Origin of the sequence: Haemophilus sp. HMSC61B11 (assembly GCF_001838615.1) — a bacterium.
Lineage (GTDB): Bacteria > Pseudomonadota > Gammaproteobacteria > Enterobacterales > Pasteurellaceae > Haemophilus_D > Haemophilus_D parainfluenzae_AD.
Map to the genome: position 1 here is coordinate 254,351 of NZ_KV837971.1, position 23,224 is coordinate 277,574.

Sequence of the window (23,224 nt, forward strand, 5' to 3'; positions counted from 1 at the left end):
AAAAAAAAAGTGCCCCACTGGGGCACTACTCGGAAAGCAAAATAGATGTCGGCTATTTAAAAATAGCACTTGTTTTTAGTGATTTAAGAATACGGCAAAGTCCTTTATATTGCAAATAGCAATGTTCAAATTTGTGAGCTAAATCACGCTTTTTCTTCACTTTTTTATGTTTAATCGTTTTCGTATAAAAAAAGAGGAGCATACAGCTCCTCTTCTCTAGAAATAGAATTAAATTAACCGTTAATAAATTTTTCGCCTAATTCAATATCCGCACGCAATGTTGGTAACATTGCTTCTAAAGCTTCTTGTTCAAATTTGCTTAAGGTACCGATTGGTAAAATTTCTTCTACCCCTTCTTTACCTAAACGTACAGGTTGAGCGAAGAAACGTGCGTATTTGCCATCACCTTCTACATAAGTACATTCAACCACAGTTTCGCCACTTAAGCCTTTCACTAATGAACGTGCAAAACGTGCCGCAGCTTGAGCCATAGAAAGTGTCGCAGAACCGCCACCTGCTTTTGCTTCAACCACTTCAGTACCTGCGTTTTGGATACGTTTTGTTAATGGTGCAATTTCCTCTTCTTTCCATTCAGCATATTGAACTTGTGAAAGTAATGGAAGAATAGTTACACCTGAGTGTCCACCAATGACTGGTACGCTTGTACGAGAAACATTTAAGCCTTTTAATTCCGATACGAATGTTTCAGAACGTAATACGTCTAAAGTGGTTACACCAAATAATTTACGTTTGTCGTAAACGCCCGCTTTTTTCAATACTTCTGCAGCAATCGCAACAGTCGTGTTCACAGGGTTGGTAATAATGCCTACACAAGCTTTTGGACAAGTTTTTGCAACATGTTCAATTAAGTTACGCACGATACCCGCATTGATGTTGAAAAGATCTGAACGATCCATACCCGGTTTACGTGCTACCCCTGCAGAAATTAAAACGACATCAGCACCTTTAAGTGCAGGTGTTGGATCTTCTCCCGCAAAACCTTCTACTTTCACCGCTGTTGGAATATGACTCACATCTTTAGCCACACCTGGTGTCACTGGTGCGATATCATACAGTGCTAATTCACTTTCAGCGGGTAATTGTAATTTAAGTAATAAGGCTAATGCTTGACCAATACCGCCTGCTGCGCCTAATACTGCAACTTTCATAAAATACTCCTTATGTATTAATTAATCCTAACTAGGTAGGATTTTAAAGTCTTAGCCATTAAATTACAAACAGAGAAATTCAATAATGCGATCTAGCTCAAACTTTTCAAACGGCAAATTTATTTTAATTGCCTAAAATGAATTTTTATGCAATTCTTATGCAAATTCCCCTATACGAGAATCACTATGTCAGATCAATTAACAAAAGCCTTTAAAGAACTGCTCCATCAAGAACGATTTGCTTCTCAGAGTGAAATTGTTGACGCCCTAAAAAACCAAGGATTTCAAAGCATTAACCAGTCTAAAGTTTCCCGCATGCTAAGTAAATTTGGTGCGGTTAGAGCAAGAAATACGAAAATGGAAATGGTGTATTGCTTACCAAGTGAATTAAGTGTCCCCGCCACCAGCAGTCCATTAAAAAATTTGGTTTTGGATATTGATCACAATGATTTTGTTATCGTCATTAAAACCTCTCCAGGTGCCGCACAGTTGATTGCTCGCTTATTGGATTCCATTGGTAAACCTGAAGGCATTTTAGGCACGATTGCAGGAGATGACACCATTTTTGTGACACCAACAAAAGACACAACAATTAAATCGCTTTTAGGACAAATTCAAACGCTCTTTGAAAGCAATCTATAATGAATATCTTAGTGGCCGGTGGAACCGGATTTGTTGGGAACCCCTTAGTCAAATCGCTTCTTTCACGTGGCGATAGTGTAACAGTATTAACTCGCTCTATTGAAAAAGCCCAAACTATTTTTCCTGAAAAAACACCGCAATTTTTGACCGCACTTTCAACACTCAAAGACTTAAATGAATTTGATGCGGTCATTAATCTTGCCGGTGAGCCAATCTTCGATAAAAGATGGACAATTCAACAAAAAGAGAAACTACGTCATAGCCGCATTAATTTAACACAGCAGATTGTCCAACTTATTAACCAAAGTGAGCATCCGCCTTTCTTGATTTCAGGTTCAGCAACAGGAATTTATGGAGACCGTGGCGAATACGTGATCACCGAAGACACTCATCCAAGTAGTCAATTTACCGCACAACTTTGTATTGATTGGGAAAATGCAGCAAAACAAGCCAACACAAGAGTCTGTTTAGTGAGAACCGGATTAGTGCTTTCTCCAAAAGGTGGTGCTTTTGCAAAAATGCTCCCGCTCTATCGCTTCGGATTAGGTGGCAAATTAGGGAATGGCAAGCAATATTGGAGCTGGATCGCATTAGAGGATATGGTAAAAGGATTGATTTTTTTACTTGATCATAGCAATTGTGAAGGGGCATTTAATTTTACCGCGCCACATCCCGTTAAAAATAAGACTTTTAACCAATTATTAGGTCAAGCATTACATCGGCCTTGTTTTGCTCAAGTACCTCAATTTTTGCTCGTCTCTCTTCTCGGCGAGCGAGCTTGTATTCTTTTAGATAGCCAAAACGCCTATCCAAAACATTTGTTAGATTGCGGATTTACATTCCAATACTCTGAATTAAATGATTACTTTCACAAAATACTTTAAAAAAACTAAAGGCTGGTCAAAACCAGCCTTTATTATTTTTTCATTACGCTAAATATTCTAAAAACTCTCCCACGGTGTGGAAAGATCCAAATACCAGCACAATGTCATTTTTATCCGCATTTTTAACCGCACTTTGCACACCTTCAGCCACAGAGTCTTCAGAAACACTTTTTGCTGATGGGCAAACTGTTGTTAATTTTGCATTTAAATCATCACCTGATTGACCTCGGTAGCCGCCTAATGTTACACAATGCCATTGGTCAATAACGAAAGTCAGTTGGGAAAACACCGACTCCGCATCTTTATCTTTTAACATTCCGCAAACGGCAATGATGCGACCTGATATTTGTGCCTTAAGTGCGGTCAATTTTTCGGCTAAATATTTTGCCGCATGAGGATTATGCCCCACATCGATGATCACTTTTGGTAACTGTGAATAAGGAGCACTCAAGCGAGCTGCCAATTTTTCTAGCTGATTACCTTTCAATTGTTGGAAACGACCTACCAATTCTACTTCAATTAATGAACGTTTAATGGTCTCGACAGAAATATCAAAAGGTAATTGCTCAACAGCCGCCAAAGCGGTTGCTGCATTAGCTAATGGAATTTGGCAAAACGGTAGATTTTCTAACCGCACTTTGTTGCTCTGCCACATCCAAGTTTGCTCATTGGCTTTAAACGACCAATTAACATCTCGACGTGAAACGTGGCAATGTAATTTCTCCGCTTGTTCTAACATAGGTCGCGGGACATTTGGTTCGCCAATCACAACCGGTTTATTAGCGCGGAAAATACCTGCTTTTTCAAAGCTAATTTCTTCACGCGTTGAACCTAGAAAATCCGTATGATCAATATCAATACTGGTGATGACCGCCAGATCATTATCGACAATATTCGTTGCGTCCAAACGCCCACCAAGCCCTACCTCAAGAATCACAACATCAAGTTTCGCTTGTTTGAATAAATGCAAAGCCGACAACGTGCTAAATTCAAAATAAGTGAGGGATTGCGTTTTATGCTTCTCGATGAAATCAAAAGAAGCGGTATGCATTTCATCTGGCAAGTCTTGATTTTGAATACGAACCCGCTCGTTATAACGCAATAAATGAGGTGAGGAATACACACCCACACGCAAACCGTGATTTAACAAAATGGTTTCAAGCAAACGGCAAGTCGTGCCTTTACCATTTGTGCCCCCGACTGTGATTACATAGGGTGCAGGATTCAAAAGATCCAATTCTTCTGCCACCGATTTAATACGATCCAACCCTAAATCAATCGCTTTGAAGTGACTGTTTTCCAAATAAGAAAGCCACTCAGCGAGTGGCGAAGTGGCTTTTAAATTCATTGTATTAGGCATTTTCAACAACTTCTACTTCAACAAAAGGTGAAGGTTGATTGGTGAGTTTGCTTAAAAGGTTTCCAAGGGTTGAACGCATTTCTGAACGTTTCACGATCATATCAATCGCCCCTTTCTCAAGTAAGAATTCACTACGTTGGAAGCCTTCCGGTAATTTCTCACGTACAGTTTGTTCGATAACACGTGGGCCTGCAAAACCAATTAATGCTTTTGGCTCGGCGATGTTCACATCACCTAACATGGCAAAACTTGCAGATACCCCACCTAATGTTGGGTCGGTTAATACCGAAATAAACGGCACGCCTTTTTCACGCATTTTTGCCAAAACCGCACTGGTTTTCGCCATTTGCATTAAGGAGAAAAGCGCTTCTTGCATACGTGCACCACCACTTGCAGAGAAACAAACAAACGGACAATTTAATTCCATTGCTTTTTCTGCTGCTTTCACAAATTTTGCACCCACAACCGATCCCATTGAGCCGCCCATGAAACTAAAGTTTGAAGCAGCAACAACAATAGGCATATTGTAAAGTGTACCTGTCATTGTAATTAATGCATCTTTTTCGCCCGTTTCTTTTTGAGCTGCAGAAATACGATCTTTATATTTTTTTAAATCTTTAAATTTAAGAATATCTTTTGGTTCTAAATCAGCCGATAATTCTTGGCTTGAACCTTCATCTAACAATGCTAAAAGGCGCTCACGAGCATCAATACGCATATGATGACCGCATTTTGGACAAACATATAAATTACGTTTTACTTCTTCACCGTAAAGCACTTGTTCACAAGAGGTACATTTTGTCCAAACCCCTTCAGGTACGTTAGCTTTACGTGATGCAGTGGAAGAGGTTCCTTTGCTAAAAATTCTATCAATCCAGCTCATTTTTTACCTTTTTTATTAACTAGAAAAGTTTGCGTATTTAATCATAATTTAGCGAAATTTGCTAGTCAGATGAGATTATCTTCTAAAAACAAAGGCCCTAAATTTTTCTGTGGAATCGCAAATTTTTCAGGATAAATCACATTGACTAAATATAAGCCTTCGGGTTTCGCTGTTGGCGCGGCCAATTTACGATCTTTTTGCTCTAACAACCATTTCATCCACTCAACGGGTTGATTGCCTGCACCGACTTCAATCAAGCTTCCAACAATGTTACGCACCATATGATGCACAAAGGCATTCGCTTGAATATCTACAATAATATACTGCCCTTTTCGCACCACATTTAAATGATGCACATTTCGCCAAGGCGTATTCGATTGACATTGTGCCGAGCGGAAAGAGGAAAAATCATTTTCCCCCAATAAGAACTGCCCCGCTTGGTGCATTTTCTTTTCGTCTAAATCTAAATGGCAATGAGTAATCCCTTCCGGCAAAATGGCTGAACGCAATTTATTGCAATACAAAATATAGCGATAACGACGCGCGGTTGCTGAAAAACGAGCGTGAAATTCATCATCCACCACTTTTGCCCAACTCACTGAAATATCATCAGGTAAATTCGCATTGGTACCAAATGCCCAAGCTTTTTCAGGGCGAACCGCTGTGGTTTCAAAATGCACAACTTGCCCCGTGCCATGCACACCAGAGTCTGTTCTGCCCGCACAAAACACTTCAATTTTTTCATTTGCCACAAAAGATAACGCTTTTTCTAATTCTTCTTGTACGCTACGCACTTTCTCTTGTCGCTGCCAGCCGCAATACTGTTTTCCGTTATATTCAATGCCTAAGGCTATCTTCATTGGAAAATACTCCTAAAACGATTTCGAATTTGACCGCACTTTTCCCGAAAAGAAAAAACACCAATAACTCATCATTATTGGTGTTCTTATCACAAGCTAAAAATTAAGCACGTTTGAAGTCAATGTGAACCAATTTTGGTTTGAATGGGTGACGTTGCATTGCTTGAACTTTCACTGCAACTTCTTTACCTTCAACCACCAAAGTGATTACATCGCTATAGAAAGAATCGTGAGCTTGTGCGTTGTTTAATTCATCGTGATTTAAGATGATTGAAACAGGTGCTTCGCTGCCACCATAAATGATTGCAGGGATTTGACCGTTGTGACGCAGGCGGCGGCTCGCACCCTTACCTTGCGCTTGACGAACTTCAGCGTTAAATTTAAATGCCATTTTAATGTTCTCTTGATTAAAAGTTTAAAATAAAAAATTGTAGGCGACCCAGCAATTTTCCTAAATTTGCTCAAAGACAAACTTTGAGAGCGGCAGATTATAAAATATTCAGCCCCACAATGCAAATTTACACCGCAAATTTTTTCTAGGCTTTTCAAGGCAAAGCGATTAAAATAAGTCCCAATTTTTAATTAATTTTAACTAACTGAATTGTAAGTGGGTTTCAAATGGAATTTCTTATCAGCTTTTTTACCGATTACGGTTATTGGGCGGTGCTATTTGTTCTTATTATTTGTGGCTTTGGTGTACCCATTCCAGAAGATATCACGCTCGTATCCGGTGGCGTAATTGCTGGTCTTTATCCTGAAAGTGTCAATTCCCATTTAATGTTGTTAGTCAGTATGATTGGTGTGCTTGCTGGTGACTCTTGTATGTATTGGCTTGGTCGCATTTACGGCACCCGAATTCTTCGTTTCCGCCCAATGCGCAAAGTGCTCACCTTACAACGCTTAAAAATGGTGCGTGAAAAATTTGCCCAATACGGCAACCGTGTTTTATTTGTAGCTCGTTTCCTTCCAGGATTACGCGCGCCAATTTACATGGTGTCAGGTATCACCCGCCGCGTTAGCTATACGCGCTTCGTATTAATTGATTTCTGTGCGGCTATTATTTCCGTGCCAATTTGGGTTTACCTTGGCGAATTAGGTGCTAAAAACTTAGATTGGTTACACGAACAAATTCAAAAAGGTCAGCTTGTGATTTATATCCTTGTTGGCGCATTAGCGATTTTCTTATTCTGGAAATGGAAAAAAGCAAAGAAATCTAAAGTTAACTAATCTCATACAATCCAATAAAAAGTGCGGTAAAAAACAACATTGTTTTCTACCGCACTTTTTTTCTCATTAAGCTTTAGCTGCTAAATATCGCTCCACTGTATCCACAATCGCTTGTGTTTGTGGATCGATTTCGATATTCACTAAATCACCAATTTGGCGTTTACCTATAAGTGTTCGGTGTAAAGTTTCAGGAATTAAATTCACGCAGAATTCATCGTCTTTCACTTCACCAATAGTAAGACTGATGCCGTCAATGGCAATAAATCCTTTTGTTAGGATATATTTCATCACGTCTTTAGTAGGTAATTTAAACCAAACCTGACGATTATTCTCGCTTTCAATAATTTGTGAAACACTTGCGGTACAATAAACGTGGCCCGATAAAATATGCCCACCAATTTCAGCGCCCATTTGCATTGCACGTTCAATATTGACAAAATCCCCTGCTTTTAAGCTGCCGAGATTGGTGATGCGCAAGGTTTCCTGCATTAAGTCAAAGCTCACAAGATCACCATGAATTTCAGTCACCGTTAAGCACACGCCATTATTTGCCACTGATGCACCAATTTCTAAGCCTTTTCGCATTTCAGCTGGTAATTTTACGATCTGTATTCTAAAATTATCGCTATCTTTAATTGCATGAATTTGGGCGATACCCTGTACAATACCTGTAAACATTATTATTCCTTCATTAAAAATTTTTCCAATATTATAGCAAAATTTATGAATTCTCGTCTTTTTTCTCAATACCGTATTGATATTAAAAAACTTATCCGAATTGCGACACCTATCGGGCTTGCCCAGTTAGCTCAAACTGGCATGGGCACCGTAGATGTGATTATGGCGGGGCGTGTGAGCTCGGCTGATGTAGGCGGTGTTGGTATTGGTACCTCTATTTGGCTACCTTTGGTACTTTTCGGGCAAGGATTATTACTCGCCTTGCCTCCAACAATTTCCTATTTAAATGGTTCAGGGCAGCGCCATCGCATTGCTCACCAAGTGAGACAAGGTCTTTGGATTTCATTTTTAGTGATGATTCCCCTTGCGCTCATCATCTATCATAATGATTTCATATTACAGTTTATGAATATGGATGCCCACATGGCAGATGTGACGATGAATTATTTGCGTGCGATGGTGTGGGGCTTACCTGCCTATTTATTGCTGATTAATTTCCGCTGTTTGAATGATGGCATTGCTAAAACAAAACCCGCCATGGTGATTACCTTCATGGGGTTAATGCTAAACATTCCGCTGAATTATATGTTTATTTACGGCAAATTTGGTGCGCCTGCATTGGGTGGTGTTGGTTGTGGTGTGGCAACGGCTATTGTTAACTGGGCGATGGCAATTTTGATGATTACCTATTCGGCCAAAAACTATAACGAATGTAGTTTGAAAGTTTTTGAAAAGATTATTGAAAAGCCAGACATCAAAACACTGAAAAAATTGACCGCACTTGGTTTGCCTATTGCTATTGCACTGTGCAGTGAAGTCTCACTCTTTGCCTTAAGTAGTTTATTACTTTCCCCATTAGGCGCGGATGTGGTCGCCAGCCACCAAATTGCCTTAAACACCAGTGCCGTAGCCTTTATGTTCCCCATGTCTATTGCGATGGCTGCAACCATTTTAGTGGCGCAAGAACTGGGTAATCATGCACCACAAAAAGCCAAAATCATGGCTCACGCCGCTATTATTCTTGGCTTGATTGCGGCAAGTGTATTGGCGTTGGTGATTTGGGTATTTAGTGCAGAGATTGCCGCATTAATTGTAGGCGATAATGCTACCGTTATTGCCCTTTCAGGCAGCTTATTAGCGATGGCAGCGATTTATCAATTTTCAGATTCGGTGCAAGTCGTCGTGAGCGGTATTTTACGTGGCTATAAAGACACTAAAATTATTCTCTACATCACATTACTTGCCTATTGGGGCGTGGGTATTCCAGTTGGTTATGTTCTTTCCCGTACTGATTGGATTGTTCCAAGCATCGGTGCAAAAGGTTTCTGGGTTGCCTTTATCATTGCATTAACCATTGCTGCTGCTTTACTCTTTATACGTATGCGAAAAATCCAATCACAACCTGATGAAGCCATTATTCAACAGTTAGAAAGATTGAAATAGTTAAAGTAAAAAGTGCGGTCAAATTTAACCGCACTTTTGTCTTTTACATCACTACCACATCAAATTGTTCTTGGTTGTAGTACTGCTCTGTTTTGACTTGAACCTGTTTGCTGATGAACATTTCGATCTCTGGCAATAAACCGTGCGATTCTTCTTTGATTAAGTAATCTGCCACGGCTGGAGAGGCATAAACCACAAATTGTTCACTCGAGAATAAGTGGTTGACGCGAATGATCTCACGCATAATTTCATAACATACCGTTTCAACGGTTTTCACGCGCCCACGACCTTGGCAAGTTGGGCATTCATCACACAAAACGTGCTCTAAACTTTCACGTGTGCGTTTACGGGTCATTTCCACTAAACCAAGTTGAGTAAAACCATTCACATTCGTTTTTACGCGATCTTTCGATAGGGCCTCTTCCAAGGATTCAATCACGCGATTGCGATGCTCATCGGTTTGCATATCAATAAAATCAATAATGATAATACCGCCTAAATTACGCAGTTGTAACTGCTGTGCAATGGCTTTAGTAGCTTCAATATTGGTGTTAAAAATTGTTTCATCTAAATTTCGATGTCCGACGAAAGCACCTGTATTAATGTCAATAGTCGTCATGGCTTCGGTTTGCTCAATAATGAGATAGCCGCCCGATTTTAAATTCACACGTTTTTCAAGCGCATTTTGAATACCGCGTTCTACACCATAAATATCAAAAATCGGCTGATTGCCCGTATAAAGCATTAATTTTTCACTTAATTCAGGCATGAATTCATCGGTAAATTCTCTAACCTCGTTAAAACAAAGTTTGGAGTCGATATGAATTTTCTCTAAATTAGCACCGATAAAATCACGCAAAATACGTTGCGGCAATGCGGGTTCGCCATAAATTTTAGAACGGGTTGGATATTTGCCTTTACGCTCAAGCACTTTACGCCATAAACGTTTTAAAAATTCCGCATCTTGGCGTAACTCTTCTTCCGTTGCGCCTTCGGTAGCTGTACGGACAATAAAGCCACCTAACTCATCACAAAAAGGCTCAACCAGTGCTTTTAATCTTGCGCGCTCTTCTTCGCTTTCAATACGTTGTGACACACCAACATGACTATTTTCCGGCATAAAGACAAGATAGCGAGAAGGTAATGTAATATCCGTGGTTAATCTTGCGCCTTTTGTGCCCAAAGGATCTTTCACCACTTGTACCACGATATCCTGCCCCTCGCGTACGAGTTCAGAAATGCTTTTTGCACGGAATTGTTTTTGTTCGTTTACATCCACACATTCGGTATGTGAAACAATATCGGAAGCATGCAAAAATGCTGCTTTTTCTAAACCGATATCCACAAATGCAGACTGCATCCCTGGTAAAACACGGGTTACTCGCCCTTTATAAATATTCCCCACGATGCCACGTTTGGCTTGACGTTCAATATGAACCTCTTTTAAAACACCCGTTTCCACCAACGCAACGCGGGTTTCATTGGGCGTAACATTCATTAATAATTCAACAGAATCCATTTTTTCGACCTTAGTTTTAATGATATTAGTCTATCGAAAAGGAAAATAGAATAATAGTCCTAAATAAGGTAAAATGTGACCTTTCTCAAATTTTCACGACTTATTTTGGGGTATTTAATGTTTGGTTTAGACCCAACACTTATTACTTTTAGTATTTATATTTTCAGCATGATTTTAATCGGTGTCCTTGCCTATTATTATACAAACAACTTATCCGATTATATTTTAGGCGGACGTAAACTCGGAAGTTTTGTGACAGCCATGTCTGCTGGTGCATCTGATATGTCCGGCTGGTTATTAATGGGCTTGCCGGGTGCGGTGTATGTGTCTGGCCTGGTAGAAGGCTGGATCGCGATTGGTTTAATCCTCGGTGCTTATTTTAACTGGTTGCTCGTAGCGGGTCGTTTACGGATCTATACCGAATTTAACAACAATGCACTCACATTACCTGAATATTTTCACCATCGCTTTGGCACATCACACAATCTATTAAAAATTGTATCTGCAACAATCATCTTAGTCTTCTTTACCATTTATTGTGGTTCAGGCGTGGTTGCGGGGGCGAAATTATTCCAAAATCTATTCTCAGTCGACTACTCCACCGCCATTTGGTACGGTGCATTAGCAACGATTATTTATACTTTTATCGGTGGTTTTTTAGCCGTAAGTTGGACAGATACCATTCAAGCTACATTGATGATTTTTGCACTGATTTTAACGCCTCTCTTTATCTTTTTAAGTTTGGGTGATGCATCACAATTTACTGGAGTGCTACATCAAGCAGAAATCGCAGCAAATAAAGACTTTACTGATTTATTTAGTTCTACTACACCATTAGGTTTATTAAGTTTAGCGGCCTGGGGCTTAGGTTATTTTGGTCAACCGCATATCCTTGCGCGTTTTATGGCGGCTTACTCGGTGAAATCTCTCATTAAAGCACGCCGCATCAGTATGACATGGATGGTGATTTGCCTCGCCGGTGCGATTAGTATCGGTTTCTTCGGGATTCCTTATTTCTTTGCAAATCCAGGAGTAGCAAGCATGGTAAATAATGAACCAGAACAAGTCTTTATTGAATTGGCTAAATTGCTCTTTAATCCATGGATTGCCGGTATTCTACTCTCTGCAATTTTAGCGGCAGTCATGAGTACACTTTCCGCACAATTATTAATTTCTTCCAGTTCTATTACTGAAGATTTTTATAAAGGGTTTATTCGTCCAAAAGCTTCTGAAAAAGAATTAGTTTGGCTAGGTCGTGCAATGGTTTTAGTTATCGCGGGTATCGCCATTTGGATTGCACAGGATGAAAACAGCAAAGTATTAAAACTCGTTGAATTTGCCTGGGCGGGCTTTGGTTCTGCATTTGGTCCTGTCGTGCTTTTCTCCTTATTCTGGAAACGTATGACTTCATCAGCGGCGATGGCGGGAATGGTTGTCGGTGCAGTGGTTGTCTTTGCTTGGAAATCGGTGATTCCTGAAACCAGTGAATGGTTTAATGTCTATGAAATGATCCCTGGATTCATCCTTGCTAGCCTCGCGATTATTGTGGTTTCTCTCCTTTCCGCAGAACCTGAAAATGAAGTAAAAGAAACCTTTGAAAAAGCAGAAAAAGCCTATAAGGAAGCAAAATAATGATTGATTTTCGTCCTTTTTATCAACAAATTGCCACCACAAATTTATCTGCTTGGCTAGAAACATTGCCTTTGCAGTTAAAAGAATGGGAAAAACAAACCCATGGTGATTATGCAAAATGGTCAAAAATCGTGGACTTTCTCCCTGATTTGCAGGCAGATACTATCGATTTAAAAAATGCCGTGAAATCTGACCGTACTTCCCCACTTTCAGAGGGCGAAAAACAACGCATTATCCATCATTTGAAGCAATTGATGCCATGGCGAAAAGGACCTTATCATTTATTTGATATTCATGTGGATTGCGAATGGCGTTCTGATTTCAAATGGGACCGTGTTTTGCCTCATCTTGCACCATTAAAAGATCGTACCATTTTAGATGTGGGCTGCGGTAGCGGCTACCATATGTGGCGAATGGTTGGTGAAGGCGCCAAAATGGTCGTTGGTATTGATCCTACTGAGCTTTTCCTTTGCCAATTTGAAGCAGTTAGAAAATTACTAAATAACGATCGTCGAGCTAACTTAATCCCATTAGGTATTGAAGAAATGCAACCACTTGCGACATTTGATACGGTATTCTCAATGGGCGTGCTTTATCACCGTAAATCACCGCTCGATCATCTCACACAGCTAAAAAACCAATTAGTAAAAGGTGGCGAATTGGTGTTAGAAACATTAGTCGTTGATGGGGATGTGAATACGGTATTAGTGCCTTCAGATCGCTATGCAAAAATGAAGAACGTGTATTTTATTCCTTCTGTTGCCGCACTCATTAATTGGTTGGAAAAAGTCGGCTTTACAAATGTGCGTTGTGTGGATGTCGCCACCACAACATTAGAAGAACAGCGTAAAACGGATTGGTTAGAAAATGAAAGTTTGATTGATTTCTTAGATCCAAACGATCACAGTAGAACCATCGAAGGCTATCAAGCCCCAACTCGCGCAGTGATTTTAGCCAATAAGTAATGGTTTAAATAAAAAGTGCGGTCAAAAAATTCCATGTTTTTTGACCGCACTTTGCTTTTTTATTTTAAAGCAATATGTACCGTAATCTCTTCACGATCGTGATACAAATGCTTCGCCTGAATATCAAATTCCAGTTCTTTTTCTGCTAACATCACCGCAAGATTTTCTAAGCACAACATCACTTCTTGATAACGTTTTTTCATTGGTAATTTCAAATTGAAAATGGTTTCTCTGCACCAGCCGTTAATTAGCCATTTTCCAATTAAATTCGCAATTCGACTTGGTTGCTCCACCATATCACACACAAGCCAATCAATATGCTTACGTTTTGGTGGTTGGAATTTAAATCCATCTTCCGGACAGTGCTCAATTCTGCCGGTATCATGCAAACTTGCCGCCATTTTGCCATGATCAACCGCATACACAAATAAACCACGTTTCACTAATTGATAGCTCCAGCCGCCAGGACAAGCACCGAGATCGACGCCCACCATATTTTCATTCAAGCGTTTACTTTCTTCATTGCGAGGAATAAAGGTTAAAATCGCTTCTTCCAATTTTAAAGTTGAACGGCTTGGTGCATCCGCTGGGAATTTTAAACGTGGGATTCCCATAAAATGGGTTGAGTTATTACCAAGATAGGAATACCCTACATAGCAGCAATTCGGCTGAGTGAAAAAACAATGTAAAATCTGACCGCGCTTTACATTTGGTTTACCTTGCAACCAACCTTGCTTTTTCAACGCTTGGCGCAATGGCACGGTAAATTTTCGGCAAAATGTCGAAAGCTCTTTGGCTTCATTGGTATCTGCTGTTTCGACAAACAGCTCTACCGCTTGCTTAAGATTAATGTCTTCTGCAATGCGTTCATATTGAGCCAGAATTGGCGAAATACGATCTTGAGGATCCAGATTTTCTAAGAGATCTGACACAACGATCATTTGACGTGCAAAAATCAAACGATTAAATGGGATTTCTCTCGCTAAACGATCTGCATCACCTGGTTGATAGCATTCAAAAATGACATAGCCGCTGTTTTCTACCACGCGAGCAAAACCAAATACACCACGCTCAGAAGCTCGGTCGGTAATTTCTGCGGCCACTTCTTTTTCAAAGCCAATTCGACAATATAAGGCTAATTTATTCATATTTTCCCTAATTTTATTGAATCTTTAATCCATGTTCTAAAGGCTTGAATCTGTTCATCATCTAAACGATCTAAATGATTGACTACATAGAATGATTTCGGATCCCGTAATTCGGTTGGTAACACAATCTGTAGATAACCATTTTCAATTTCTTGCTGAGCCAAAATACGATTAGCCAGCACGATACCCTGACCATGAACGGCAGCTTGTAATGCCATAAAGGTATGGCTAAATAATGGACCTTGCTGAATATTCAAATCATCTAATTTGAGATAATCTGCCATTGCTTGCCAGTTATCTCGAGTATGTGTGTGAATCAGTGTGTGCTTTTTCAAATCATCTGGACGGCGAACGGGAATTTTCTCAAGCAATGCAGGCGCAGCCAGAATCACAAGGTTTTCTTCACCTAACCGATCGACTTGTAAATTTTCCCAATCACCTTTGCCATAATAAATGGCAATATCAATTTCTTTATTTAATAAACCTTCATCTTGATCAACGCCCTTCAAGCGTACTTCAATTTCAGGGTATTGCTTATTAAAATCACTCAAATGTGGCACAAGCCATTGAATACCAAAGGTTTGTGGCACACTAATTGCCAAATGTGGCTCTGCTTTAAGTGTTAATAAACGTTCAGTCGCTTCATTTAATTTTCGCAAAACTTTGTTAATATCAACAAAATAGGCTTTCCCAAATTCCGTCAATTCGAGTGAACGATTTTTACGTATAAAAAGCTCGACACCTAAAAAATCTTCTAATAATTTTATTTGATGGCTCACTGCGGCTTGTGTCACAAAAAGTTCATCAGCAGCCTTTGTAAAACTTAAATGTCGAGCAGCTGATTCGAAAGACTTCAATGAATTCAAGGGAGGCAAACGTTTATACATAATTCTTCCCAATGGCTAAATTTTAGTTTATAATGATTAAGATCTAATTCGGATTAGTTTTTTTTATGTATCAAATAAAAAAACATCATTTGTCCTTCCATCACCTTCTACCTACAATACACACATACTTAATGATTGGTAATTCCTTACAAGTTAATGAGTTTCAGACTTAAGTATGATGTTGTGTTTGCATATAGTTCGGTTCTCCGAACTGGAGTAACAATTAAGTTACTCATTTACTTCCTGTATATATTAAACCATTCTGGTTAAGCGCTGCTCGTTTCGAGCGGCGTTTTTTTATTCCCGCATTCTAACATAAGCAAAATTTTATTTCCTGACCAACTTCACAAATTTAAAAATCCAATAAAAATTTTGAGAAATCACAATATTTTTGTGTTTAAAGGTTTTCATAGTAGCCGTTATGGTGTAGATTAACTGCATTTCCATTCATAAAATTATTTATACAAATTAAGGAAGCAAAATGAAAGACTTAGACTGGAACAATCTTGGATTTAGTTATATCAAAACAGATTATCGTTTCATCGCACATTGGAAAGATGGTAAATGGGATGAAGGGAAACTTACCACTGATAATATGCTACATATCCACGAAGGTTCAACGGCAATTCACTACGGTCAACAATGCTTTGAAGGCTTAAAAGCCTATCGTTGTAAAGATGGTTCAATCAACTTATTCCGTCCTGATCAAAATGCAAAACGTATGCAACATACCGCAGATCGTTTATTGATGCCTCAAGTGCCAACAGAATTATTTATCCGTGCTTGTAAAGAAGTAGTAAAAGCAAACCAAGAATGGTTAGGCCCTTACGGCTCTGGCGCAACATTATATTTACGTCCATTCCTCTTTGGTACGGGGGCTAATATCGGTGTAAAAACTGCACCTGAATTTATTTTCTCTGTATTCTGCTGTCCAGTAGGCGCATATTTCAAAGGTGGTTTAGCACCATCTAACTTCATTACGACTGATTACGACCGTGCTGCTCCGATGGGAACCGGTGGCGTAAAAGTGGGGGGGAACTATGCGGCAAGTTTGCTTCCTCATGAACTAGCTGCAGAACAAGGTACACCAGAACGTAAATTTGCAGACGCGATTTACCTTGATCCTAAAACTCACACTAAAATTGAAGAAGTGGGTGCGGCAAACTTCTTTGGTATCACCAAAGATAATAAATTTATCACGCCAGCATCTGAATCCATTTTACCAAGTATCACGAAATACTCATTACTTCACATTGCAAAAGAACGTTTAGGTATGGAAGCCATTGAAGGTGACGTGTATATTGATCAACTTGATCAATTCGCCGAAGCGGGGGCTTGTGGTACTGCTGCAGTGATTACACCAGTAGGTGGTATTCAACACAAAGGTAAATTCCACGTGTTCTATTCAGAAACGGAAGTTGGCCCTATTACGCGCAAACTTTATAACGAGTTAACCGGTATCCAATTCGGTGATGTTGAATCCCCTGAAGGCTGGATTGTAAAAGTAGAATAATTTATTTATCTATCAACAAAAAGAGCGGTCAAATTGACCGCTCTTTTGTTTATTACGATGTTCTTTACTTAACCAAACTCATCGCCAGATTCTTCGCGCCTTTGAAATCCACTTTACCACTTCCGAGCATTGGAATTTCATCCACTAAGAAGACTTGGCTTGGTAGCATAATTGGCGGAACATTTAATCCTTTAATGCGTTCATTGATTTCATCTAAAGAAAATGCAGACTTAATTAAAAGCACAATGCTCTCGCCTTTTTTATCATCGCTTACAGCCACCGCAACAAATTGAGTTTCTTCATCAAATACTTGTGAAAGTTTCTCTTCCACGCTACCGAGGCTGATCATTTCACCGCCGATTTTAGCAAATCGAGAATAACGATCCACAATGGTAATAAAGCCGTTATGATCGATATGGCCTTTATCGCCGGTTTTGTAATAACGCACACCATCAATTTCAACAATCACTTCTGCTGTTTTTTCTGGTGCGTTCAAATAACCTTTCATCACTTGCCCACCACCAATCAAGATCAAGCCGTCTTCGCCGACTGGTAATTCCTGCAAGCTTTCCAGATCCACAATTTTAATAATAGTGCCTGGTAATGGCATACCAACTGTACCAGCTTGATTAAAGGTAAACTCTTGTAAGGTTTCCGGATCAAGTAAATTAGGCATATTGACACTGGCTACCGGTGCTGTTTCAGTTGCGCCATAACCTTCGTAAATTTCCAAGCCAAATTTAAGTTTGAAGGCTTCTTTTACATCTGCTTTCAATTTTTCGGCACCCGCAATAACCATACGCACGTTTTGTAACATTAACGGATGGAATTTCTTATTGCGTACATACAATCTAAAGAAAGTTGAAGTACCAAATAAAATGCTCACCCGATGTCGAGCACACATTTTTCCTACTGTCGCCCCATCTGTTGGATCCGCCACACTCACCATTTTAATCCCTTCACACAATGGCAATAAGGTTGTCACGGTTAAGCCGAATGAGTGAAAAATTGGTAAGGAATTTAAAATGACATCATCTTTGTGGAAATTTAATAATTCACCAATCTGTTTAATGTTCGTCAGTAAATTTTTATGGCTTAATTCAATGCCTTTCGGATCACCTTCACTACCACTACTGAATAGGATGGTGGCATTATCTTCCAAGCTTACCTCTGCAAAGTAGCGTAATTTAATCCACCATTGTGGCGCCAAAAACGCGGTTAAAAATGACAGCACTTTATTGGCTTTAGTGATCGATTTTCCTAAATTTTCCATAAAGAGGGCTTTATCCGCCACCACTTGGCTAAAGTCAAAACCTTTTGCGTTCAATTTATCCAAGAATTTTTCAGAGGTAATGACTTGCGAAATATTGGCTTTTTTCAAGGCTTTTTCCATCACTTCAGGACTTAGCGTGTAGTTTAAATTTACCGGTACTTTACCCATCACCATTAGGGTCATATTAATAATTGCTCCGATTGATGAACTTGGTAATAACACGCCGACATTTTTTTCATTTCCTAAAGCCGCTTTTAAGATTTTCACAAATATCAACACGGCAGCAATAAATTTCAAGTTATTCAGTTTAGTGCCTTGCGCATCCACCGCGGCTTCTTTGAATAAATTTGATTTTGCCGAATTCAACCAATGGTGCATCAGCGGTTTACGTTTACTCATGACTTTTTCCCATACTGAGAAAGAAAGTTCGAGTACTTTTTGCTTCATGGCTGTCGCATCAATAAAGCCATAAATTGGTTTACCAAATGCTACTAAAATTTCACGTTTACCTTGGCGTTTAGTTAAATTCTTATAGAAAGAATCCGCACGAGAGAAGCTGCTGCCCCACAATCCACGTAAATAGAAAGGTACAGTCGTCACATTCTCCAAATCTTTTAATACGTGCTCAAAGCCTTTTTGGAACTCATTGATTTGGCCGTTATAGCTGATATGACCTTCTGGAAATAACGCTACCACTTCACCACGCGCTAAATATTCACGAATGGTTTCAATAGATTCACGACTTGAGCCAGCACCAATTGGGATCACTTTAAAAATACGGAAGAACCAAGTTAGATACCATTTGTTGTAAATTGGGCGATACATCACAAATTTAATCGCGCGAGGGCTAGCCGCTTGTAACACCAACCAGTCAATCCAGCTAATATGGTTACCTAATAACAACACGCCACCACTTTGTGGAAGATTTTTTAACCCATCCACATGAAAACGGTAATTTGCTTTTAACGCAAAGAGTAGAAATAAACGCGTAAATAAATGGGGGACTTTCGACATGGTATATAGACTCGCAGCAAAACATGCAGCAGACGTCATTAAGAATAAACCTTGAGTCGAAACATTAAATTGTACAAAAACAATACTTAATAGCAAAAAAACCACCATAAACACGTTTTGTACAAAGTTGTTACCTGCCATGATTTTGCCGCTGATTTTCTCCGGTGCAAAATACTGAATGGTCGCATTTAATGGCACGATTAATAAACCGCCAGAGAAACCAAAGACAAAAGAACAAAGTGCTAATACCACCCCACTTTGGGCTAGGGTTAAGAAGAATAATGATGCACAAATACCCAATGCACCAAGCGGCACAATACCTAACTCAATATGCAAACGAGAAGCACGTCCAGCAAGATATGAACCAAGTGCAAGCCCTATTCCACTCACCGCTAAAATCGCTTGAATGACAACCGCATTATCTTCATTGAACATCGCTTTATAATGCGCAGGGAATGCCGCCACAATAATTTGTGACACGCCCCAAAATAGGCTTAATCCAATAACACTCAACCAAATATTTTGATCTGCTTTTAATGTGCGAACGTTATCTTTTAAATACCCTAAAGAAAGGTATTTTCTCATATCAAACTGACCTTCTGTATTCTCAGCTTCTTGCTTAAAGAATGGGATTTTAAAAGCAAAATAGGCTTCTAATGCACTCAGCAATACTAACGCCACACCTATCACCCAAACACTTTGTAATACTTCATTCGGATCATCTGATGCCACATAATGTGCTTCAAAGAAGAAAGAAAATGCAAAAGAACTAAATAGAATAGCCACAATAGTGAGCGCTTGAATCACACCGTTTGCCATACCGATATTTTCAGTGCCCACAATCGATTTAATAATGCTATATTTGGCTGGAGAATAGACCGCACTTTGCGCTGCCAAAATCAATGTGAGTACAAAGGAAAGCGCAAACATTCCCGTCATATAACTCACTAAAATCCCCGCACTGATCACCACAGCCGCTAAACTGCTGTAACGGATCACATTGGTGCGAGAAAATTTATCGTTGATAAATGCCGAAGGGGAAAACAAGAAAATAAACGGTAATAAAATCATCGCATTAATTAATGCCGTTAAAACCACCAAACTCTCCCCTGAAAAGCTTTTCAATAATACATTTTGAATGGTAATTTTATGTGCCAAATCCACACTGGCATTAATAAAGGCAATGGCTAAATAAGGCACAAAGCCAGCATATTTTAAGAGTTTCATTTCGCACTCTCCGCTTGATAAAGATTGAAGGTTTTCATATTTAAGAGATAAGGTTTTAACACCAACAACAAATCAAATAAATGTTTTAATTTTTCATCTTTTTGTTCGCTATTAGCTAATGCCGCTAAAGTCACATTTACCTCTTTTTCCGCTAACATTTTTGCTGCAGCCAAATAAGCTTTCACTACATCCATTTCGGCTTCATCACAACGAGCCAAGATCGCCAAAATATCGCGTTCTTTTGCCGTAAAAATGCCTTCACGAGGATTCAATAAGCCTTCCGCTACCATGTCTTCGATTTGTTTAGCGGAAAGATGAAATTCTTCACATAATTGCTCAATAGTGAATACCTCATTTTCTGCCCCCATGATGATATCCAATAATCCAATAAGGCTTTCATAAGGATTATTCCAATCAAAATGAGGATGTGCAAAAAGTGCTTTAATTTGTGAAATCGTCGCATTGAAATTACTTTGTAGATATTTAATAAAGCTGAGTAACTTCACACAATGTTCATCATAGAGATGAAAATTCGGTTTATCTTTCACCGGCTCTGGCAACAAACCTTCTTTCACATAGTACAGCACCGTGGATTTTGGTGTCTGACTAAGCTTAACCAAATCATTCATTTTTAACATAAGGATTTCCCTCTAGGTTGATTTGTTGTGTATTGTATCGCATAAAAATAAAAAGTAAATAGTGTTACTCTACGCTTTTCATAAAATTTAATAAAAAAGTTGTTCACCAAATCATGAACAACTTTCTTAATCAGCTTTAGCTTTCAACTTTTCGCCATAGATCCTTACTGTAAATGACGCCCACTGGATTTTTCTTCGCCCCCATAATAGTTGGAGAAAGATAAACTGGCGTGGTGTATTGGAAAAGCGGTAAAGCAAGGTTTTCCTGTTGGATCTTCTCACTTAATTTTAAGTAAATTTCTGACCGCTCTTTTTCATTTAAGCTTTTCAATGCTTGCTCAAAAAGTTGGTCATATTCCGCATTGGCATAGCCATTTTTATTATCGGGACTTTTAGAATAGAACAAACCCAAGAATGCCATAGGATGATTAAAGTCTGCGCACCAGCCAGAACGAATGACTTGGAAATCCCCTTTTTGGCGCTTAGTCTGTAATGTTTGCCAATTGACTGGTTGAGCATCCACGCGCAACATATCGGACTGCGTCAATTGCCCCACTAAACGTTGCGCAATATTCACATGCAAGGGGGCATCATCATAGAGCACATTTAAATGTAGCGGATGTTTTTCATCAATTTTATTTTGAGCCAATAACTGCTCGGCAACAACAGGCTCCCATCTTGAATCTTGTCCATTTAACATGGCTTTCGGTAAAAAATACGAACTCGGAATTGCCGCTGGAATCTCATTATTCACAATATTCGTAACCGAAACCAACGAAGCAATCGCCTTACGCACATCTGCCTTAGCAACTTTAGGATCTTTCAGATTAAATTCATAAAAATATCCACAAAGCTGCGGAAAATGTTGAAGGTCCGCGTTCACTTCTGGTACATCAACTACCACATCAAAGTCAGATAATTTAGTGGCGATAAAAGGCAAATATTCTACACGCTCAAAAGCCACATTATTTTTCTGCCAATAATAGGGATTTTTAGTTAAGTGTATGCTTTTCACACTTTCACTTTCGATCATATAAGCCCCGTTTGTCACTGGAGAATCAGGATCGCTATATTGTGGCACGAGGCTAATATGCGCCAACATTTCCGGTAAATATGGTGTTGGTTTATCAAGCTCAATACGTAAAGTGCGGTCATTTTCTGCATAAATGCCTAAGCTCTTAAAAGGTTTATTTTTTTCTAAAACGCCTTTCGCATTTTTTAGATTAAGATAAGCCAAATAAGATCTTAATGGACTATTTGATTGAGACAATGCTTGCCAAGAAAGCATGACATCCTGAGCAACTAAAGGATCGCCATTTGACCAACGAAGCCCTTCTCGCAAGGTAAAGATCCAGGTTTTGTTATCTTTCGTTTGCCAACTTTCTGCGATACCCGGCACGATTCGCCCTTCCGAATCATAAGCGGTTAAACCTTCATATAAATCACGCAATAAGTTTTCTTGTTCCGGATAACGCACAAACCAAGGCTCAAAAGAAGGAGTATGAGTAAACGCCCGAGTCAGTAAAGTCCTACTCGGTTTTGATGTATTTTCTTGTTCGATAGACTGACTTTGTGTTGGTTGCTCTTCTGCTGCCGTGTTTGTAGATTTAGGACTGTTTAATTTATCACAACCACTCAATCCAAAAACAATACCGAAAATGACCGCACTTTTAAGCCAAGTAAGGAAAGCATTATCCATTTTCAACGTCTTCTGTTTTAATCCAAAAGAAAAAGAACCAATATTTTACCGCAATTAAAATGGCAATGATCGTTCGCCCCACTACACTTGGGGTAAAGTAAAAGCCAATTAAAAGCATTGTAGTTGAAAAGGTCAGAATAGAAATTTTTGCTTTTTTTGTTAATGCACGACGTTCATTAAAAGACTTCAGATACTTTTGATAAAGCTTTGTCTCTAAAAACCAACGTTCTAAGCGAGATGAACCTTGCGCAAAAGAATAAAGTGTTAGCAACAAAAAAGGTGTTGTCGGAAGAATGGGTAGAAAAATACCAATCACGCCTAAAACCAAAGAAATACAACCAAGTACAATATAAATAGCTTTAATTAAAGGATTTTTGGGGAAGAATTTAAGTGCAACAAAACCGACTATAACCGAAAACGTGATTAAGCCAGAAAACAATAACGCGTCGTTCATCATCATTCCTAAATAAAAGTGATACGCAATTATTACTGATTTTTTAGATTTTTCAACCTTGATATTATAGAATTTGTCGCAATTTACTAAAGAAACAGTTAGCAAAAGG

General features: G+C 39.1%; 20 protein-coding genes. 7 read left to right on the plus strand and 13 right to left on the minus strand.

Annotated elements, in window-relative coordinates:
• Positions 1-233 precede the first annotated feature (233 nt).
• Entirely contained in the window at positions 234-1,169 is a 936-nt protein-coding gene (mdh, locus tag HMPREF3263_RS05430) for a malate dehydrogenase (protein WP_005698784.1), read from the minus strand.
• Between the two features lie 186 nt (positions 1,170-1,355).
• On the opposite strand from mdh, the gene argR reads away from it, so the two are divergent.
• Both argR and HMPREF3263_RS05440 read left to right on the plus strand, forming a co-directional pair.
• Complete coding sequence (gene argR / locus HMPREF3263_RS05435) at positions 1,356-1,811, plus strand: transcriptional regulator ArgR (RefSeq protein ID WP_005698809.1); 456 nt, start codon at positions 1,356-1,358, stop codon at positions 1,809-1,811.
• Positions 1,811-2,695, plus strand: a complete 885-nt coding sequence (locus tag HMPREF3263_RS05440) for a TIGR01777 family oxidoreductase (RefSeq protein ID WP_005698802.1) — start codon at positions 1,811-1,813, stop codon at positions 2,693-2,695. Before argR ends, HMPREF3263_RS05440 begins: the two co-directional genes overlap by 1 nt.
• Before the next feature lie 43 nt (positions 2,696-2,738).
• Here the strand turns inward: HMPREF3263_RS05440 and folC are convergent, their stop codons facing one another.
• The 4 genes from folC to rplY all read right to left on the minus strand — a co-directional run bounded on the left by folC (position 2,739) and on the right by rplY (position 6,189).
• Positions 2,739-4,043, minus strand: a complete 1,305-nt coding sequence (gene folC, locus HMPREF3263_RS05445) for a bifunctional tetrahydrofolate synthase/dihydrofolate synthase (RefSeq protein WP_070853099.1) — start codon at positions 4,041-4,043, stop codon at positions 2,739-2,741.
• A 4-nt stretch (positions 4,044-4,047) separates the two neighbouring features.
• Complete coding sequence (gene accD, locus HMPREF3263_RS05450) at positions 4,048-4,938, minus strand: acetyl-CoA carboxylase, carboxyltransferase subunit beta (RefSeq protein WP_070853072.1); 891 nt, start codon at positions 4,936-4,938, stop codon at positions 4,048-4,050.
• 65 nt (positions 4,939-5,003) lie between these two features.
• Entirely contained in the window at positions 5,004-5,798 is a 795-nt protein-coding gene (gene truA / locus HMPREF3263_RS05455; protein ID WP_049376315.1) for a tRNA pseudouridine(38-40) synthase TruA, read from the minus strand.
• A gap of 103 nt (positions 5,799-5,901) precedes the next feature.
• Positions 5,902-6,189 carry a 50S ribosomal protein L25 gene (gene rplY, locus HMPREF3263_RS05460; protein ID WP_005698823.1) on the minus strand — a complete coding sequence of 96 codons (288 nt, stop codon included), beginning with the start codon at positions 6,187-6,189 and terminating at the stop codon, positions 5,902-5,904.
• Between the two features lie 227 nt (positions 6,190-6,416).
• On the opposite strand from rplY, the gene HMPREF3263_RS05465 reads away from it, so the two are divergent.
• On the plus strand, positions 6,417-7,025 hold the full coding sequence (locus tag HMPREF3263_RS05465; protein ID WP_005698817.1) for a DedA family protein: 609 nt from the start codon (positions 6,417-6,419) through the stop codon (positions 7,023-7,025).
• A 66-nt stretch (positions 7,026-7,091) separates the two neighbouring features.
• Here HMPREF3263_RS05465 and HMPREF3263_RS05470 read toward each other — a convergent pair whose 3' ends face one another.
• Entirely contained in the window at positions 7,092-7,703 is a 612-nt protein-coding gene (locus HMPREF3263_RS05470; RefSeq protein ID WP_005698741.1) for a riboflavin synthase, read from the minus strand.
• A 45-nt stretch (positions 7,704-7,748) separates the two neighbouring features.
• Here HMPREF3263_RS05470 and HMPREF3263_RS05475 point away from each other — a divergent pair, with 45 nt between their 5' ends.
• Positions 7,749-9,146: an MATE family efflux transporter gene (locus HMPREF3263_RS05475; RefSeq protein WP_070853073.1), complete on the plus strand. Its 1,398-nt coding sequence runs from the start codon at positions 7,749-7,751 to the stop codon at positions 9,144-9,146.
• A 43-nt stretch (positions 9,147-9,189) separates the two neighbouring features.
• Here the strand turns inward: HMPREF3263_RS05475 and rng are convergent, their stop codons facing one another.
• Positions 9,190-10,665: a ribonuclease G gene (rng, locus tag HMPREF3263_RS05480; protein WP_005695795.1), complete on the minus strand. Its 1,476-nt coding sequence runs from the start codon at positions 10,663-10,665 to the stop codon at positions 9,190-9,192.
• Between the two features lie 117 nt (positions 10,666-10,782).
• Here rng and putP point away from each other — a divergent pair, with 117 nt between their 5' ends.
• On the plus strand, positions 10,783-12,297 hold the full coding sequence (gene putP / locus HMPREF3263_RS05485; RefSeq protein ID WP_049376317.1) for a sodium/proline symporter PutP: 1,515 nt from the start codon (positions 10,783-10,785) through the stop codon (positions 12,295-12,297).
• Positions 12,297-13,262 carry a tRNA 5-methoxyuridine(34)/uridine 5-oxyacetic acid(34) synthase CmoB gene (gene cmoB / locus HMPREF3263_RS05490; protein WP_049376318.1) on the plus strand — a complete coding sequence of 322 codons (966 nt, stop codon included), beginning with the start codon at positions 12,297-12,299 and terminating at the stop codon, positions 13,260-13,262. The genes putP and cmoB overlap by 1 nt, the downstream gene beginning before the upstream one ends.
• Before the next feature lie 59 nt (positions 13,263-13,321).
• Here cmoB and rlmM read toward each other — a convergent pair whose 3' ends face one another.
• On the minus strand, positions 13,322-14,410 hold the full coding sequence (rlmM, locus tag HMPREF3263_RS05495; RefSeq protein WP_049376319.1) for a 23S rRNA (cytidine(2498)-2'-O)-methyltransferase RlmM: 1,089 nt from the start codon (positions 14,408-14,410) through the stop codon (positions 13,322-13,324).
• The gene (locus tag HMPREF3263_RS05500) at positions 14,407-15,297 is read right to left on the minus strand and encodes a transcriptional regulator GcvA (RefSeq protein WP_049376320.1); all 891 of its coding nucleotides are present in this window, start codon (positions 15,295-15,297) and stop codon (positions 14,407-14,409) included. Before HMPREF3263_RS05500 ends, rlmM begins: the two co-directional genes overlap by 4 nt.
• Positions 15,298-15,778: 481 nt before the next feature.
• On the opposite strand from HMPREF3263_RS05500, the gene HMPREF3263_RS05505 reads away from it, so the two are divergent.
• The gene (locus HMPREF3263_RS05505; RefSeq protein ID WP_070853074.1) at positions 15,779-16,810 is read left to right on the plus strand and encodes a branched-chain amino acid aminotransferase; all 1,032 of its coding nucleotides are present in this window, start codon (positions 15,779-15,781) and stop codon (positions 16,808-16,810) included.
• Between the two features lie 64 nt (positions 16,811-16,874).
• On the opposite strand, the gene HMPREF3263_RS05510 is transcribed toward HMPREF3263_RS05505, so the two are convergent.
• The 4 genes from HMPREF3263_RS05510 to HMPREF3263_RS05525 form a co-directional block, all read right to left on the minus strand.
• The gene (locus HMPREF3263_RS05510; RefSeq protein ID WP_070853075.1) at positions 16,875-20,324 is read right to left on the minus strand and encodes an acyl-[ACP]--phospholipid O-acyltransferase; all 3,450 of its coding nucleotides are present in this window, start codon (positions 20,322-20,324) and stop codon (positions 16,875-16,877) included.
• Positions 20,321-20,962, minus strand: a complete 642-nt coding sequence (locus HMPREF3263_RS05515; protein ID WP_005698793.1) for a MerR family transcriptional regulator — start codon at positions 20,960-20,962, stop codon at positions 20,321-20,323. The genes HMPREF3263_RS05510 and HMPREF3263_RS05515 overlap by 4 nt, the downstream gene beginning before the upstream one ends.
• A 136-nt stretch (positions 20,963-21,098) precedes the next feature.
• The gene (locus tag HMPREF3263_RS05520) at positions 21,099-22,661 is read right to left on the minus strand and encodes a peptide ABC transporter substrate-binding protein (RefSeq protein ID WP_065243152.1); all 1,563 of its coding nucleotides are present in this window, start codon (positions 22,659-22,661) and stop codon (positions 21,099-21,101) included.
• Positions 22,654-23,025, minus strand: a complete 372-nt coding sequence (locus HMPREF3263_RS05525) for a YbaN family protein (RefSeq protein ID WP_032804133.1) — start codon at positions 23,023-23,025, stop codon at positions 22,654-22,656. The genes HMPREF3263_RS05520 and HMPREF3263_RS05525 overlap by 8 nt, the downstream gene beginning before the upstream one ends.
• Positions 23,026-23,224 lie beyond the last annotated feature (199 nt).